At 66.9% G+C, this 15099-nt stretch carries 12 protein-coding genes and 1 pseudogene; 10 read left to right on the top strand and 3 right to left on the bottom strand.

All coding sequences use genetic code 11. From position 1 onward, the window contains the following. Nucleotides 1-303 precede the first annotated feature (303 nt). From HMPREF9153_RS03810 to HMPREF9153_RS03795, 4 genes are all read left to right on the top strand, one after another. A complete protein-coding gene (locus HMPREF9153_RS03810; protein WP_004809607.1) occupies nt 304-1638 on the top strand; it encodes a hypothetical protein in 1335 nt (444 codons plus the stop codon). 169 nt (nt 1639-1807) lie between these two features. Further along, the gene (locus HMPREF9153_RS03805; RefSeq protein ID WP_004809605.1) at nt 1808-2077 is read left to right on the top strand and encodes a hypothetical protein; all 270 of its coding nucleotides are present in this window, start codon (nt 1808-1810) and stop codon (nt 2075-2077) included. Next, a complete protein-coding gene (locus HMPREF9153_RS03800; protein ID WP_080564855.1) occupies nt 2047-2517 on the top strand; it encodes a DNA-processing protein DprA in 471 nt (156 codons plus the stop codon). Before HMPREF9153_RS03805 ends, HMPREF9153_RS03800 begins: the two co-directional genes overlap by 31 nt. Before the next feature lie 64 nt (nt 2518-2581). Further along, nucleotides 2582-4204, top strand: coding sequence for a xylulokinase (locus HMPREF9153_RS03795; RefSeq protein ID WP_004809601.1), 1623 nt, complete (start codon nt 2582-2584; stop codon nt 4202-4204). Between the two features lie 89 nt (nt 4205-4293). On the opposite strand, the gene arfA is transcribed toward HMPREF9153_RS03795, so the two are convergent. After that, nucleotides 4294-5832, bottom strand: a complete 1539-nt coding sequence (gene arfA / locus HMPREF9153_RS03790) for an arabinosylfuranosidase ArfA (protein WP_036979589.1) — start codon at nt 5830-5832, stop codon at nt 4294-4296. Nucleotides 5833-6154: 322 nt separating this feature from the next. On the opposite strand from arfA, the gene HMPREF9153_RS03785 reads away from it, so the two are divergent. Genes HMPREF9153_RS03785 through HMPREF9153_RS03775 form a run of 3 tightly spaced genes read left to right on the top strand, consistent with a single transcriptional unit; the run spans nt 6155 to nt 9386 of the window. Next, nucleotides 6155-7492, top strand: a complete 1338-nt coding sequence (locus tag HMPREF9153_RS03785) for an extracellular solute-binding protein (protein ID WP_050796887.1) — start codon at nt 6155-6157, stop codon at nt 7490-7492. 24 nt (nt 7493-7516) lie between these two features. Then, nucleotides 7517-8482: a carbohydrate ABC transporter permease gene (locus tag HMPREF9153_RS03780; protein ID WP_004809594.1), complete on the top strand. Its 966-nt coding sequence runs from the start codon at nt 7517-7519 to the stop codon at nt 8480-8482. Nucleotide 8483: 1 nt separating this feature from the next. Continuing rightward, nucleotides 8484-9386 carry a carbohydrate ABC transporter permease gene (locus HMPREF9153_RS03775; RefSeq protein ID WP_004809592.1) on the top strand — a complete coding sequence of 301 codons (903 nt, stop codon included), beginning with the start codon at nt 8484-8486 and terminating at the stop codon, nt 9384-9386. Nucleotides 9387-9399: 13 nt separating this feature from the next. Here the strand turns inward: HMPREF9153_RS03775 and HMPREF9153_RS03770 are convergent, their stop codons facing one another. Next, nucleotides 9400-10455, bottom strand: coding sequence for a LacI family DNA-binding transcriptional regulator (locus HMPREF9153_RS03770; protein WP_015581982.1), 1056 nt, complete (start codon nt 10453-10455; stop codon nt 9400-9402). A 21-nt stretch (nt 10456-10476) separates the two neighbouring features. Between HMPREF9153_RS03770 and HMPREF9153_RS12935 the strand changes: the two are divergent. Continuing rightward, a pseudogene (locus HMPREF9153_RS12935) lies at nt 10477-10865 on the top strand (substrate-binding domain-containing protein). Nucleotides 10866-10970: 105 nt separating this feature from the next. Here HMPREF9153_RS12935 and HMPREF9153_RS03760 read toward each other — a convergent pair. Then, on the bottom strand, nt 10971-12368 hold the full coding sequence (locus HMPREF9153_RS03760) for a sugar porter family MFS transporter (RefSeq protein ID WP_015581983.1): 1398 nt from the start codon (nt 12366-12368) through the stop codon (nt 10971-10973). Nucleotides 12369-12709: 341 nt separating this feature from the next. On the opposite strand from HMPREF9153_RS03760, the gene HMPREF9153_RS03755 reads away from it, so the two are divergent. Then, entirely contained in the window at nt 12710-13426 is a 717-nt protein-coding gene (locus HMPREF9153_RS03755) for an L-ribulose-5-phosphate 4-epimerase (protein ID WP_004809581.1), read from the top strand. Between the two features lie 59 nt (nt 13427-13485). Further along, nucleotides 13486-14997, top strand: a complete 1512-nt coding sequence (araA, locus tag HMPREF9153_RS03750) for an L-arabinose isomerase (protein WP_004809579.1) — start codon at nt 13486-13488, stop codon at nt 14995-14997. The last annotated feature ends 102 nt before the right edge of the window (nt 14998-15099 follow it).

The following is a 15099-nucleotide window of genomic DNA, read 5'->3' as shown; positions in this document are numbered from 1 at the left end:
CCATGGTGGCGGAGAGTTCCCGGGCGCCCCTGGCGCGGATCTGATGGGCCTGTCTGGAGGATGGTTACCAGATCCACCGCAGTCGGTACAGACAATCCCCCACACCGGGATCTCGCTGGCCTCCTCACTCTAACCTGGGGTCCGGGCGGTGTGGTGCCTCTACGTGCAGAACCGCAGGTGCTACCAAATACACTGGGTTCATGGTGAACCCGGCAGCGGACCACAGGGTCAAGTTCTACGGTCCGCTGGACCTCGCGAGCACCTCGACCGCAGGGCGAGCCGTCGCGGTTATCCGGGGGGCAGTTGGAGCAGCCCACTGGCGACTCCCTGAATGATGTTCTTGAGCTTCACAACGCGCTCGCCTTCGCAGAGCACGGCATTCTTCCGATCGATCTCACACAGGGCGAGCAAGACAATCTCAAAGTGGCAGCTTGCACGCTGCGGGGAATGATCGCGAGCTACTTCTCAGGACTCGATGCGTCGAATCTCGACGACTGTTTGACTGGGTTCGACTACTTGTACGCCGAGGATCTCCTCATGCTCCTTGGCCGGCACAGCGTCGCGGAGAAGGTGGGCGGGCAGACGCTGTTCGACGCTCTTCTCGGAGCAGGCATGCCGCTTCAGGTCATGCTCTCCAACAAGCAGTTCGTGAGCCAGCATGACCGACGGCTTCGTGACGCGCTGCTCGCCGACCCGCGCAACGGTGAGCTCCTGGTCGCCAGCCAGTTGGTCAGAACACCGTCCACCGCCTGCTTTTTCCCCACCAGCTTCGGCGAGGCGGAGCGGCAGCAGCTCCTGGGCGCATACATCGACAGCGAATCGCCCCACCCCAATTGTGTAGAGGCCATTGCGCAGGCGCGCGACAACGAGGCCCTTGGTATCACGCCGAAAATCCGTCTACAGGCGAGCAAGCGATGCAAAGCTCTGGCGCAGGAGCTCCTCGCCGACCGGAAAAACATGTTGGCGCACAACGGCTATGGCGTCAAGATCGATCCCGAGCAGCGCGAAACGGTGTCGGATCGATGGGGGAAGACGGACGGCGAAATCACCCTCGTGCGGACGTTTGGTGAGAAATACCTCCTGTCGTCGATGGAGCCGATGCAGGTGCTGGCGAACTACGCGTCGCTGGTCGGCTACTTGGACTGGGCCGGCCTGCTCAGGATGCCGTCCTTCCCGGGGCAGATCAGAGCGATCGAGCGCGTCTTCATTTCGGGGGCAGACACCTACCCGAGGGGCCACATGTTCAATCGGCTCGACGCCATGACGTTTCTCGGCACACAGACGTACACGGAGTTCCTGCAGCGACACGGGGTCGAGGTGGAGAAGGCCATCGCCTGGTTCTTCGACGAGCACCTCACCAACGAGTTCGGCGCAAAGAGCTTCTACTACACACCGTCCAGTTCAACCAGTTCGTTCCTCGAGCGCTGTCGTCACATCGGTGCGGAGATGGCAAGCGTTGCCAGGCAGTTCACGCTCTACTGTGACGAGGGAGAGCTCGATCTCGACCTCCTGCATATGACGTCTGCTCCCAAGCCATGGGGTCGGATACCCAGCCTCGTTGATCGGAAGTACCTGAACTGCGCCGAGAACAGCGACTGCGATCGAGCGCTCTCACTCACCCCATCCGACCACCCATGACCCCAGGAGGGCCGATGGCCACACACACCACCTCGTCCCTGGCCCCACAGGCCGCAGCCGAGTCTCCTACCGGGGCCGCGGCGGCTCCCGCCGAGCCCACCGCGATCACTGCGGCCACCTCGGGGTTCTGGTTCTATGACATCGAGTCGCTGTCCAACGCGTTCACCCTGTGTGGGCTGACCGCGGTGCCGGGGCACACCCCCGTCTGGACGTCTTTGCCCAGATCGATGACGCTGACCTGCGGGGCCGGCTGGTTCCCGCCGAGCTCGCCCTGGCCATCCGCCGGGGCAACCCGGTCCTGCCGTCCCAGGCGAGGATCGCCGTCCACGATCTCGGTGATCCCGGCCAGGTGGCCTACCTGGCCGGGATCCTGGGTGTCTCGGATGCCGCCCCACCAGGCCGGGTTTCCTGGCCCGCAACCGGGTCATCGCCGGTCTGACCGGCGGCGTGGTGATCGTCGAGGCCGCCGCCAGATCGGGGGCGCTCAGCACCGCCAACTGGGCCGGCGACATGTACCGGGAGGTGCTGGCCGTGCCGGGCCCGGTGACCTCGAGCCGCTCGGTCGGCCCGCACGACCTCATCCGGAATCGGCGCGCCGAACTCGTCCGCGACGCCGACGACGTCCGGGAGGCTCTGGGGCCCATCCAGCCCGAGCTGCCCAGGGAACCCGTCCCGGAGCATCCGACCGATGCACTGGGGCCCGAGACCCTGCGGGTGCACGAGGAGCTCCCGGCCCGCGGCGCGCTGGGCGTCGATGAGCTGGCACGGGCCGCCCTGGTGAGTCTCACGGACTGCCTGCTGGCCCTCCAAGAGCTCGAGGACCGGGGCATGGCGAGCTACGGGGCGGACGGCCGATGGTCGGTTCGCCTACGTAGGTGATGCGCCCGGGGGAGTCGATGGTATCGTTCGATGTGAACGTTAACGAGCCGCAAGGAGGCAGCCCATGACCACAGCTGACATCGATCCGGGACGTGCCCGGGATGTCATCGAGACCGGACGCGCCAGTCTGGGAATCGAGTTCGGATCGACCAACATCAAGGCCTGTCTCATCGGGCCGGACTACACCCCGCTGGCCAGCGGGAGTCACGCATGGGAGAACGAATTCGTCGATGGGCGGTGGACCTACTCCCTCGAGGCGGTGTGGGCGGGTCTGCAGGCCTGCTACGCCGATCTGGTCACCGACGTCCAGCGTCTCTACGACGTCACCCCGACGTCCTTCCGTGCCATCGGCATCTCGGCGATGATGCACGGATACCTGGCCTTCGACGAGGCGGGCGACCTCCTGGTGCCGTTCCGGACCTGGCGCAACACCTCGACCGGCCCGGCCGCGGTCGAGCTGACTGAGGCGCTCGGGTTCAACATCCCGCAGCGCTGGTCGATCGCCCACCTCTACCAGGCGGTACTCGACGAGGAGCCGCACATCGGGCGGATCGCGGCGCTCAACACGCTGGCCGGCTACGTCCACCAGAAGCTCACCGGCAAGACGGTTCTCGGTGTCGGCGACGCCTCGGGAGTGTTCCCGATCGATCCGGCGACCGGCGGCTACGACCAGCGGATGCTCGCCATCGTCGATCCGCTCATCGACGCCCGGGTGCCCGGCCTCAAGCTGGAGAAGCTGCTCCCCGAGGTGCTGCCGGCCGGCGCGGCGGCGGGCGACCTGACCGCCGAGGGTGCCGCACTGCTCGATCCGACCGGGGCCCTGAAGGCCGGAGTGCCGTTCTGCCCGCCGGAGGGCGACGCCGGCACCGGGATGGTGGCCACCAACTCGGTCGCCAGGCGGACCGGCAACGTGTCGGTCGGCACCAGCGCCTTCGCGATGGTCGTCCTGGAGCACCCGCTGGAGCAGGTCCACGAGGAGATCGACGTCGTGACGACCCCCGCCGGGGACGCCGTGGCGATGGTGCACTGCAACAACGGGGCCAACGAACTGTCGGCATGGGCCGGCCTCTTCGGGCGCTTCGCCCAGGCCATCGGATCCGGGGTCGACCAGGACGGCATCTTCGCCGCCCTGCTCAATGAGGCGCTGGCCGGCAAGGCCGACGGCGGCGGGCTGCTGTCCTTCAACAACCTCGCCGGCGAGCCCGTGGCGGGCCTGCCCGACGGGCGCCCGATGGTGGTGCGCGCACCGGACAGCTCGTTCACCCTGGCCAACTTCATGCGTACGCAGGTCTATGCGGTGTTCTCCACCCTGAGCCTGGGGATGCGGATCCTGGACGCCGAGAAGGTGCAGGTCGACAGGCTGCTCGCCCACGGCGGGCTCTTCCGCACCGCGGGCCCCGCCCAGCGGATCCTGGCCGCGGCGCTGGGAGCCCCGGTCGCCGTCGGCGAGACCGCGGGGGAGGGCGGCCCCTGGGGGATGGCGCTCCTGGCGGCCTACCTCGATGAGGCCGGTTCCAAGAGCCTGGCGCAGTTCCTCGACGAGGAGGTGTTCGCCACCACCAGTACCAGCGTCATGGAGCCGGCACGCGCTGACGTCGACGGCTTCTCGGTCTATCTGGACCGCTACCGCCGAGCTCTGGAGCTGCAGCGGGTCGCACCCGAGGCCGTGCTGCCGGTCAACAGCTGAGGAATCCTCACATCTGAGACCCACTGACACAGCGTGGCCGGGCCCGATCGGGCCCGGCCACCCTGTCGTCTCCTCGGGATCGTGGGGACTCAGGCTCGCGAGACGTCCAGTTCCACGGTCGCCCAGGACAGCGGGGGCAGCCTCAGCCGGGTGGTGTCACCGTCGACCACGACCCCGTCCAGAGGCTCCGGGTGGACGCGGTCTGGGTGCTGCTCGTCGTTGACGGCGAAGCGGTCGGTGCCGTCGGGGACCGTGAGCACCTCGGCCCGCGCGACCCGGGAGGTGTCCAGGCCTCGCAGCGTCACCGACACCTCGGCGCACTCCTCCAGACCGCGATTGGCCAGGAAGAGGGCGAGGCGACCGGTCTCCTCGTCCCAGGTGGCGGTCGCGTCGACCAGGTCGGCGTCCCCGAACTTCTCGGTCGCGTAGCGGTCCCCGGAGGTGGCCAGCTGGAGGATCTGCCCCTTGGCGCGGTTGGCCATCTGGGCGAAGGGCCAGAAGATCGACTGGCGCCAGGCCGGCCCGCCCTCCTCGGAGCGGATCGGTGCGATGACGTTGACGAGCTGGGCCAGGTTGGCGATCCTCACCCGGTCGCCGTGGCGCAGCAGGGAGTTGAGCAGGGTCCCCACCACCACGGCGTCGGTGACGGAGTAGGCGTCCTCGATGATCCGGGGGTGCTCGTGCCATCCGCCGCGCTCGGTGATGGCGTCCGGCATGTCCTGCCCGGGCCGTCTGGTGTACCAGACGTTCCACTCGTCGAAGGACAGGTTGATCCGCTTGCGGTGCTTGCCGGCCGCGCGGGTCGCGTCGGCCGTCGCGACGACCGACTCGATGAAGTGATCCATGTCCAGGGCGGTGGCCAGGAAGCTGGCGACATCCCCGTCGGCCTCCTCGTAGTAGGCGTGCAGGGAGATGTTGTCGACGACGTCGTAGGCGTGGCCGAGCACGGTGCTCTCCCAGGTCCCGAAGGTCGGCATCCCCGAGTTGGAGGACCCGCACGCGACCAGCTCGATCGAGGGATCGACGAGCTTCATCGCCTTGCCGGCCTCGGCGGCCAGTCGGCCGTACTCATCGGCGGTCTTGTGGCCGATCTGCCAGGGGCCGTCCATCTCGTTGCCCAGGCACCACAGCTTGATCCCGAAGGGTTCGGGCGCTCCGTTGCGGCGGCGCAGGTCCGACAGGTAGGTGCCCCCCGGGTGGTTCGCGTACTCGACCAGGGCCCGCGCGGCCTCCACCCCCCGGGTGCCGAGGTTGACCGCCTCCATGATCTCCACGTCGGCCTGCCGGGCCCAGTCGACGAACTCGTGCAGCCCGAAGGCGTTCGTCTCGATGCTGTGCCATGCCCCGTCGATACGACGGGGACGCTCGCCGACCGGCCCGACGCCGTCCTCCCACCGGTATCCGGATACGAAGTTGCCGCCGGGATAGCGCACGACCGACACGCCGAGTTCGCGCACCAGCTCCAGCACGTCACGGCGGAAGCCGTTCCGGTCGGCGGCAGGGTGGCCGGGCTCGTAGATGCCGGAGTAGACGCACCGGCCCATGTGCTCGACGAAGGATCCGAACAGGCGGCGGGGAACCGGCCCGACCGTGAAGTCGCGGTCGGCAGTGATCGTGGCCCTGGACATGGAAGAACTCCTCTGGAGGATCGGTGACGCCCCGGTGGTCAGCGCGGACCGGATGCGCGGGCCCTTCGGGTGGGCCCAGGCCAGTATTACATCGTTATAGTCATTTTGGCGCTTCATGGGCGGACCGGAGTACCGAGCCTGAAGCGAACAGCTCAAAAATGTGATAAATATCACGACGCGACCCTCTTGACCGGCTCATCAACCGTGTGTCAGGATCAGTTCACACAGAACAGCGCCGCTCTGTCTGCCACTGCATTACCACGATAGAATGATCTGCCGTGCAGGGCGGCACGGCGTGCTGACGACGAGGAGGTCGTACCAGATGCACTTCACAGGCCGGGGCATGACTCGGCGAGGATCTCTCGGGGGAGGGTTGGCGGTGGCCGCGACGGCCCTCGCCGGCTGCTCCAGCCCGGTGGCGGCCGGCCTGTTCGGCTCGCAACTCGATCCGTCGACCCTGGTGTTCTGGAACCTGTTCAGCGGGGGAGACGGAACGAGGATGCAGGCCATGGAGGCCGGCTATCAGAAGGCGTACGGGCGCGGCTCCCTTCAGGCGACGACCTTCGCCTGGGGCAACCCCTACTACACGAAGGTCACCCTGGCGACCGTCGGCAACAAGCCGCCGGATGTCGCGGTGTCCCACCTGACTCGCGCCAAGCCGCTGAGGGAGGGCGACATCATCGAGGACATCACTGATGCCGACCTGGCCTCGGTGGGGCTGTCCTCCTCGGACTTCGCGGCGAAGCCGTGGAAGGCGCAGATCACCGGCGGCCACACCATCGCGATCCCGCTGGACACCCATCCCTTCGTGCTCTTCTTCAACTCCGACGTCTGCCGGAAGGCCGGGATCCTGGGCACTGACGGCGACCTCACGCAGCTCCAGGGGCTCGAGGACTTCGAGGCCGCACTGCAGGCGATCAGCAGGGTGACCGGCGGCGCGGCGATCACCTCCGCCAACGTGGGCGGGGAGACCGCGACCCCGTGGCGGCTGTTCTGGACGCTGTACAACCAGCGCAGCGGAGCCACGCCGTTCCTGTCGGGTGGCGGCACGAGGCTCACGGTGAACGAGGACCTCTTCCTCGACACGGTGGCGCGGATCCAGAGCTGGGTCAGGAAGGGCTGGCTCAACAAGGGCCTCGACTACGCCACGGCACAGACCTACATGTTCACCGGAAAGGCCGGCATGTACGTCCAGGGGGAGTGGGAGATCACGACCGCGCAGTCCATCAAGGGCCTGACATTCGGTATGACCAAGATCCCCACCGTCTACGACAGGCCCGCCGCCCAGGCGGACTCCCACTGCTTCATCATCCCGCGCAAGGAGCGGACCGATCAGCAGCGCCATCAGGTGATGCTGTTCATCAAGAAGATGCTCGAGCAGAGCATGACCTGGGCCGAGGGCGGGCACATCCCCGCCTACCAGCCCATCGCGACCAGCAGCGCCTACAAAGCGTTGAGGCCGCAGGCCAACTACGCCTCGGCGGCCGACATCGCCGTCTACGACGATCCGACCTGGTACGGCGGTTCGGGCTCCACCTTCGAGAACATCGTGGGGGCGCAGCTCGCCCTGGCCCAGCAACTCGCCGTGACTCCTCAAGGGGCACTCAACGTCATCAAGCAGCAACTCCGGGTCTACCTCGATACCGAGAGCCCCCTCTGATCAGGAATTTGAAGGTATCTCATCGTGTCCGCAGTTTCGATCAATTCACAGCACACCCGGGCGCAGCGCTCGGGGCCGGGCGCCGGGCGCAGGAGTACCGCCGCCCCCATCGAGAAGAAGGACGGGAGAGCGGCGTGGCTCTTCCTCGCACCTTTCGGGATCTTCTACCTGGCCTTCCTGCTCGGGCCCACGATCTACATGTTCGTCATGAGCTTCTTCAACACCTCCGCGGTGAGAACCGGCCTGGGGAAATTCGTGGGATTCAAGAACTACGCCGAGATGTTCAGCAGGGCAGACTTCTGGGATGCCATGTGGCATACCGTGCTCTTCACCATCTACACGACCCCGCCGTTGGTCATCCTGGCATTCGTCTTCGCCGTGCTGTCCAACAGGATGAGACGGGGACAGTGGTTCTACCGGCTGGCGTTCTTCCTCCCCTACATCCTTCCGTCGGCGACGATCTCCCTCATCTGGGTGTTCATCTTCACTCCCGCGACCGGCCTGTGGGCGTGGGTCCAGGAGCTGCTGGGCATGGTGCCCGGCACGGGCATCCTGTCGGGCGAGCACACAGCGATGATCGGCATCGCGATCGCCACGGTCTGGTGGACGCTGGGATTCAACTTCGTGCTGTACCTGGCCGGTCTTCAGGAGATCCCTCGTGAGCTCTACGAGGCGGCCGCGGTCGACGGTGCAGGCGAGTGGTCTCAGATCCGCCGGATCACGATCCCTCTGCTGGGCAGGACGACGGGCCTGGTGCTGCTTCTCCAGATCATCGCGAGTCTCAAGATCTTCGATCAGGTCTACCTCATGACGAACGGCGGGCCGGGCACCTCGACACAGGTCGCGCTGCAGCTCGTGACCGGGGTGGCCTTCACCGACAACAGGACGGGTGCCGCATCCGCGGCCAGTGTCCTGGTCTTCATCCTCATCATGATCGTCGCCGCGGTGCGGCAGCTGGCGGGCCGGTTCTCGGCCAGGAACGAGGTGTGAGTTGTCCACTGCGACCATCCCCAGGAAATCACCTGTCACGAGCGCCGCACCGGCACGGGCGACGACGGCCAAGGCCTCGATGGGCACCCGCACCTTCAACGCGATCGCGCTGGTCGTCCTCATCGTCTTCGCCGTCATCTGGCTGATTCCCAGCCTTTTCGCCCTCAAGACCTCGCTGACCGACAACGGTGTGGCCGCCCTCGGGGCCAGGGAGATCCTCAAGACCTGGAATCCGACGCTCCACTCCTTCTCGACCCTGTTGGGCGGATCGGATATCTGGAACTGTTACCTGGCGAGCGCCATCACCTCGGTCCTGACGACGGTCCTCACCGTCGTGTTCGCCTCGATGGCGGGGTTCTCGCTGTCGAGGCTGAACTTCCGAGGATCGAGGGCGGTTCTCACGATGATCCTGCTCGGTATCATGATCCCGGCCCAGGTGCTCATCGTGCCGATCTTCCAGGAATTGAACGCCATCGGCCTGCTGAACACCTACTGGTCGGTGATCTTCCCGCAGGTTCCGGCGGTGATCGCGGTGTTCATCTTCAAGCAGTTCTTCGACGGCATCCCGAAGGATTTCGAGGAGGCCGCCCGCATCGACGGGGCGAGCGTCTGGAAGGTGTACACGCGTGTCGTGATGCCCCTGTCGCGCCCGGTCATCGCGGCCGTCACGGTGCTCACCTTCGTCGGAGTGTGGAACAACCTGCTGCTGCCGCTGTATGTGCTGTCCAACCCGGGGCTGATGACCATTCCCGTGGGTCTGGCCACCACTCAGGGCAGCTACGGGCTGAGGTACGCCGACATCCAGGCCGGGGCGCTGCTGGCCGCGCTGCCACTGATCATCATCTACCTCATCTTCCAGCGGCAGATCGTCGAGGGGGTCGCCGGAAGCGGCCTCAAGGGCTGAGACCGATCCCGTGTCATCGGGTCGTCGCGCGGGCAGCGGTGCTCTGGCGGGCGACGATCCGATGAGGCACGCGTATCGTCCGCACGGGCATGGAGGCCCTGGTGATCCGTTCGGCGAGACGGTCGAGCGCCCGTGCGGCGAACTCGTCCTTGTCGAAGCTCACCGTGGTGAGGGGCGGTGCGGCGAACTCGCCGTCGGCGATGTCGTCGAAGCCTGCGACCGAGATCCCCCTTGGCACCCGGATGCCGCGGCGCCACAGCGCGCTGATGACCCCCAGCGCCAGGGAGTCGGTGAGGCAGAAGATGGCGTCCGGCAGGGGGGAGCCGTCGATGAACGAGTCGACGGCCCCGGCGCCTCCTCGTGGCGTCCAGTCGTCGCAGGCGATCTCCAGGCGGGGATCGGTCCGCAGCCCCGCGTCCACCAGGGCCCTGCGATACCCCTGGGTCCTCAGCGTCGCGGTGAACGCCGTGGACCTGTCCGGGGAGCCGAGCAGGGCGATGCGTCGATGGCCCAGCCCGATGAGATGGCTCGTCATGTCGTAGGCCGCCGTCTCCGGGTCCACCCGCACCTGGTCGAAGGGCAGATCGAGCACCTCCCCGATGAGCACGGTGGGCGGCAGGAGGGCGTCGGCGGACAGACTCAACTCGTCGGGGAAAACGGGGTTGAGGATGAGCCCGTCGACGAGCCGGGACAGTGCCCGGGACACCAGTTGCTGTTCGCGGTCGGGGCGTCCACGGGTCTCCTCGATCTGAACCCCCCAGCCTCGGGAGTGGGCCGCCTCGACGAAGTGGTGGGCCACCTCCGCCGAGTACGGCGTCGCCAGATCGGGAAGGGCCAGGGCGATGACCCCGGACCTGCCGTTGCGCAGGCCCCTGGCGCTCAGATTCGGCACATAGTCGAGCTCTGCGAGGGCGGCGTCGACCCGGCGCCGGGTCTCGGGGCGCACATAGACCTTCCCCGTGATGACATTCGAGACGGTTTTCGGGGAGACCCCGGCCCGGGCGGCGACGTCCCTCACCGTTGCTCTGCCTGAGCCCGGCGTACCGGTGGCGGGAGGGAGTTCGTTCATCGCGGAGGGGCTCATCCTTGTCTGGAGGTCTGGGCCAATCCTACGGCAGGGTCGGCACCCACACCCGCATCGTGCTGGGGCCGAGGCGCGGCACGGGCACTGCTGGACCAGCATCCCGACGTGGACGGCGTCATCTGCGGCTCGGACCAGATCGCGCGCGGGGCCGTGGACGCGCTGCGGGAGGAGGGCAGGAGCATCCCGGGGATGTCGCTGTGGTGGGCCATGACAACTGGGAGATCCTCTCCACCGGCTCGCGGCCTCCGTTGACCACGATCGACATGAACCTTCAGGGGCTCGGCCGCCGCGCCGCGAATCTGCTCTTCGACGCCATCGGAGGGAACCCGTCGCACGGCGTGGAGAAGGTCCCCTGCCGTCTGGTGGTGCGCGGCTCGACCCTCTCGACGGTGTGAGCTCGACCACGCGATGAGGGGACCGCAGACGACCGAGGCGCCCGGACCGTGAGAGGTCCGGACGCCTCGTGGCGCATGGTCAGGCCGATGGGGTCGGGATCGGAGTCAGACCGCGGCCTTCTCGCCGCGGTTGGTGCCCTGGGCCTCGATCTCCTCGAGGGTGTGGCCCCGGGTCTCGGGGACCCTGAAGCGCACGAAGAGGACGCCGAGGATGCAGATCACGCCGAAGATGGCGAAGACCGCGGCCTGGGGCATCGCCTTCGCCATGACCGGGAAGAGGAGCCCGACGGCGAAGGAGCCGATCCAGTTGAAGGAGGACGCCAGGCCGGAGGCCCTGCCACGGATGGCCAGGGGGAAGACCTCTCCCACCAGCACCCACGTCAGGGGCGCCCAGGTGAAGGAGTAGAAGGCCACGTAGATGCACAGGAAGACGACGATGAGCATTCCGGGCGCGGTGGGCATGACGGCATGGATCACCGAGGGCAGCAGGAAGGAGAGCCCCATCACGGTGCCTCCGACGGTCAGCAGGGTCCGGCGGTTGAACTTCTCGGCGATGGCGATGTACACCAGCGATCCCACCACCAGGATGATCCCGTTGATGATGGGCCAGAACAGGGCATCGGTGGCTGCGGAGTTACCGGCCTTCCCGACGATCTGGGGGATGTAGTAGAAGATGGCGTTAGCGCCCTGGAACTGCTGGAAGGCGGCCACGCCGACCCCCGCGATCACCAGGTAGCGGTACTTCGAGTTGAACAGGGTGGACCACGACGTCTTCTCGGCGGCCTGTTCCTCGATCTCGGCCGTCTTCTGGATGTCGGCGATCTCGGAGTCGATGTCCTCGGGCCTGCGGATGTAGCCGAGCACCTTGCGCGCCTGGGGGATGAGCCCCCGGCGGACCAGGTAGCGGGGCGACTCGGGAAGGTTCAGCACGCCGAGGAAGAGGATGAGCGCCGGCACCGCGGCCAGGGCGAGCATCAGGCGCCAGCCCCACTGCTGAGGCAGGTCCTTGAGCAGGAAGTCGACGACGTAGGAGATGAGCATCCCGGAGACGATCATGGTCTGGTTGATGCCCGACAGGCTGCCGCGCAGCCGGGCCGGCGCCATCTCCGACATGTAGGCGGGTACCAGTGCGGAGGCGGCGCCCACCGCGAGTCCGAGGATGATGCGGGCGCCGATGAGGAAGGCGAGCCCGTTGTGGGGCGAGACTCCCGACAGGAGCGAGCCGACCACGAAGACCAGTGCGGAGATGAGGATCATCCGGCGCCGCCCGAGTCGATCGGCCAGTTGGCCGGCCAGGGCTCCGCCGAAGATGGCGCCGAACATCACCGAGGAGGTCGCCGCACCGGATGCGAAGCTGTCCGGCGGCACGCTCGGCCAGTCGACCTGGAGGAAGGGAAGTGCCCCGGTCATGACGCCGATGTCGTAACCGAAGAGGATCCCGCCGAAGGACCCGAAGAAGTAGATGAATTTGCTGGAGATCTTCTTGTCAGAAGTGGAAGTCATAAGCACTCCCGGGGTCGCCAACCCCACTGATCGCTGCGGGCCGGATGGCCTGAGTGGCCCACCATGATGTGTATGCCGGCCGAACACGTCTGATTCCACATCGTCGTGGATCGGTCGGGTCAACCGCGTCCATCGGGTTGACAGTCACTATGTTAGCGTTCACAATTGTTGAAGGCAACCGCCCCGACGATGTGAGCGAGGAGTTGGACGAAGATGAACAACCGGCCGGTGAGACAGACGGATCAGTCTGATCTGGCGCACGTGAACGTGTCCAGAGGCGTCCTCACCGTAATCTCGGTGGGCAGAAGCCATGACGTAACGATCCCTCAAGGAGTGGAATCATGACCATCCATCTGTCCGAGCTCGACGCCGGAACGCGAGCACTGGTGGCCCAGACCCGCCAGGCCGTCAGCGACCTGCATGCCGAGCTGCCCCGCAACAACCTGGTCGTGTGGACGGCCGGCAACGTGTCGCAGCGGATCCCCGGAACCGAACTCTTCGTCATCAAGCCCTCGGGCGTCTCCTATGACGAGCTCACCGCCGATGCGATGGTGGTCTGCACCCTCGACGGCAAGAAGATCGACGACGGCACCCCGGAGCATCTGCAGCCCTCCTCCGACACCGCGGCCCACGCCTACGTGTACCGCCACATGCCGGAGGTCGGCGGGGTGGTCCACACCCACTCGCCCTACGCGACGGCCTGGGCCGCGCGCCGCGAGCCGGTGCCGTGCGTGCTGACCATGATGGGCGACGAGTTCGGCGGGGAGATCCCGGTCGGGCCCTTCGCGCTCATCGGGGACGACTCGATCGGGCGGGGGATCGTCGAGACCCTCTCCCACTCGAACTCGCGGGCCGTCCTGATGGCCAATCACGGCCCCTTCACCATCGGCAAGGACGGCCGTGACGCCGTCAAGGCCGCGGTGATGTGCGAGGAGGTTGCCAAGACCGTGCACTTCGCCCGCCAGCTCGGCGAGCCGGTGCCGATCCCGGCCGACGACGTCGCGCACCTGTTCGACAGGTACCAGAACGTCTACGGCCAGCATGACGAGAACGCCTGAACCTCAGGCGATCTCAATGCGGAACGTGACAATTCAGAACATGACAACAAAGGAGTGACATGATCAACAATCCGTTCGAGGGCAAGGAGATCTGGTTCTTCACCGGCTCGCAGGACCTGTACGGTCCCGAGGTGCTGGACCAGGTGGCGGCGCAGTCCAAGGAGATCGCCGCCCAGATCGACGGAGCGTCAACGGTCCCGGTCAAGATCGTCTGGAAGCCCGTGCTCAAGGACCGCGAGGCGATCCGCACCGCTGCCCTCGAGGCCAATGCCGATGACGCCTGTGTCGGCGTCATCGCCTGGATGCACACCTTCTCCCCGGCGAAGATGTGGATCCTGGGCATGGACGCCCTCACCAAGCCGCTGCTGCAGCTGCACACCCAGTACGCCGAGAAGCTGCCCTACGCGACTCTCGACATGGACTACATGAACCTGAACCAGTCGGCCCACGGCGACCGCGAGTTCGGCTACCTGCTCACCCGGCTCGGCAAGAACCGCCGGATCGTGGTGGGCCATGCGTCCCACCCCGACACCGCCTCCCGGATCGGCACCTGGGCCCGCGCGGCCACCGCGTGGAACGCCCTGCACCACATGAAGCTCGCCCGCTTCGGCGACAACATGCGCAACGTGGCCGTCACCGAGGGCGACAAGACCGAGGCCGAACTGCGGCTCGGGGTCTCCGTCAACACCTGGTCGGTCAACGACCTGGTCGAGGTGGTGGACGCCGTCGAGGAGTCCGCGATCGACGAGCTCGTCGCCACCTACGACGCGCAGTACGAGGTGGCCGAGGAGCTGCGTCCCGGTGGCGCCGCCCGTGAGTCGCTGCGCTACGGCGCCCGCATCGAGCTGGGGCTGCGCAAGTTCCTGGACGACGGCGGCTTCGAGGCCTTCTCGACGAACTTCGAGGATCTCGGTGGGCTGCGTCAGCTGCCCGGTCTGGCCGTCCAGCGGCTGATGGCCGACGGCTACGGGTTCGGCGCCGAGGGCGACTGGAAGACCGCCGTCCTGGTGCGGATCGCCAAGATCATGGGATACGGCCTGGAGGGCGGCGCCTCCCTCATGGAGGACTACTGCTACGAGTTCACTCCGGGTAAGGAGAAGATCCTCGGCGCCCACATGCTCGAGATCTGCCCCTCCCTGACCGGCAAGAAGCCCTCCCTGGAGATCCATCCCCTCGACATCGGCGACCGCGAGGACCCGGTGCGCCTGGTCTTCGACGCCGATCCCGCCGACGGGCTGGTGGTGGCCCTGTCCGACATGCGCGAGAGGTTCCGCCTCACCGCCAACATCGTCAAGATCGTCGGCCCCGACGAGCCGCTGCCCAACCTGCCGGTGGCCCGTGCCGTGTGGGAGCCCGCCCCCTCCTTCCAGGCCTCCACCGAGTGCTGGTTGACCTCGGGCGGCGCCCATCACACGGTGATGACCACCAACACCAACCGCGAGATGTGGGAGGACCTCGCCGATATCGCCGATATCGAGCTGGCTCTCATCGACGAGGACACCACCGTCCGCGGGTTCGCGAAGGAGCGTCTGCTGGAGACGGCGATCCACCGTCTCAACGGCGGTCGCTGAGCCCGGCACCCGGTCCGCCACACGGCGGGTCGGGAGGCGATCAGCACTGATCAAGACTGATCAATAGAATATGTGGGCCGACGGGCACAGTCCCGTCGGCCC

This window comes from Cutibacterium avidum ATCC 25577 (assembly GCF_000227295.1).
In the GTDB taxonomy this organism is placed as follows: Bacteria; Actinomycetota; Actinomycetes; order Propionibacteriales; family Propionibacteriaceae; genus Cutibacterium; species Cutibacterium avidum.
This window is presented reverse-complemented; position numbering and strand designations above follow the sequence as displayed.

What these genes read in the sequence shown, in the direction of transcription:
- HMPREF9153_RS03795 (WP_004809601.1), top strand. Translation starts at nt 2,582, where the DNA reads ATGACCACAGCTGACATCGATCCGGGACGTGCCCGGGATGTCATCGAG.
- arfA (WP_036979589.1), bottom strand. Translation starts at nt 5,832, where the DNA reads ATGTCCAGGGCCACGATCACTGCCGACCGCGACTTCACGGTCGGGCCG.
- HMPREF9153_RS03785 (WP_050796887.1), top strand. Translation starts at nt 6,155, where the DNA reads ATGCACTTCACAGGCCGGGGCATGACTCGGCGAGGATCTCTCGGGGGA.
- HMPREF9153_RS03770 (WP_015581982.1), bottom strand. Translation starts at nt 10,455, where the DNA reads ATGAACGAACTCCCTCCCGCCACCGGTACGCCGGGCTCAGGCAGAGCA.
- HMPREF9153_RS03760 (WP_015581983.1), bottom strand. Translation starts at nt 12,368, where the DNA reads ATGACTTCCACTTCTGACAAGAAGATCTCCAGCAAATTCATCTACTTC.
- HMPREF9153_RS03755 (WP_004809581.1), top strand. Translation starts at nt 12,710, where the DNA reads ATGACCATCCATCTGTCCGAGCTCGACGCCGGAACGCGAGCACTGGTG.
- araA (WP_004809579.1), top strand. Translation starts at nt 13,486, where the DNA reads ATGATCAACAATCCGTTCGAGGGCAAGGAGATCTGGTTCTTCACCGGC.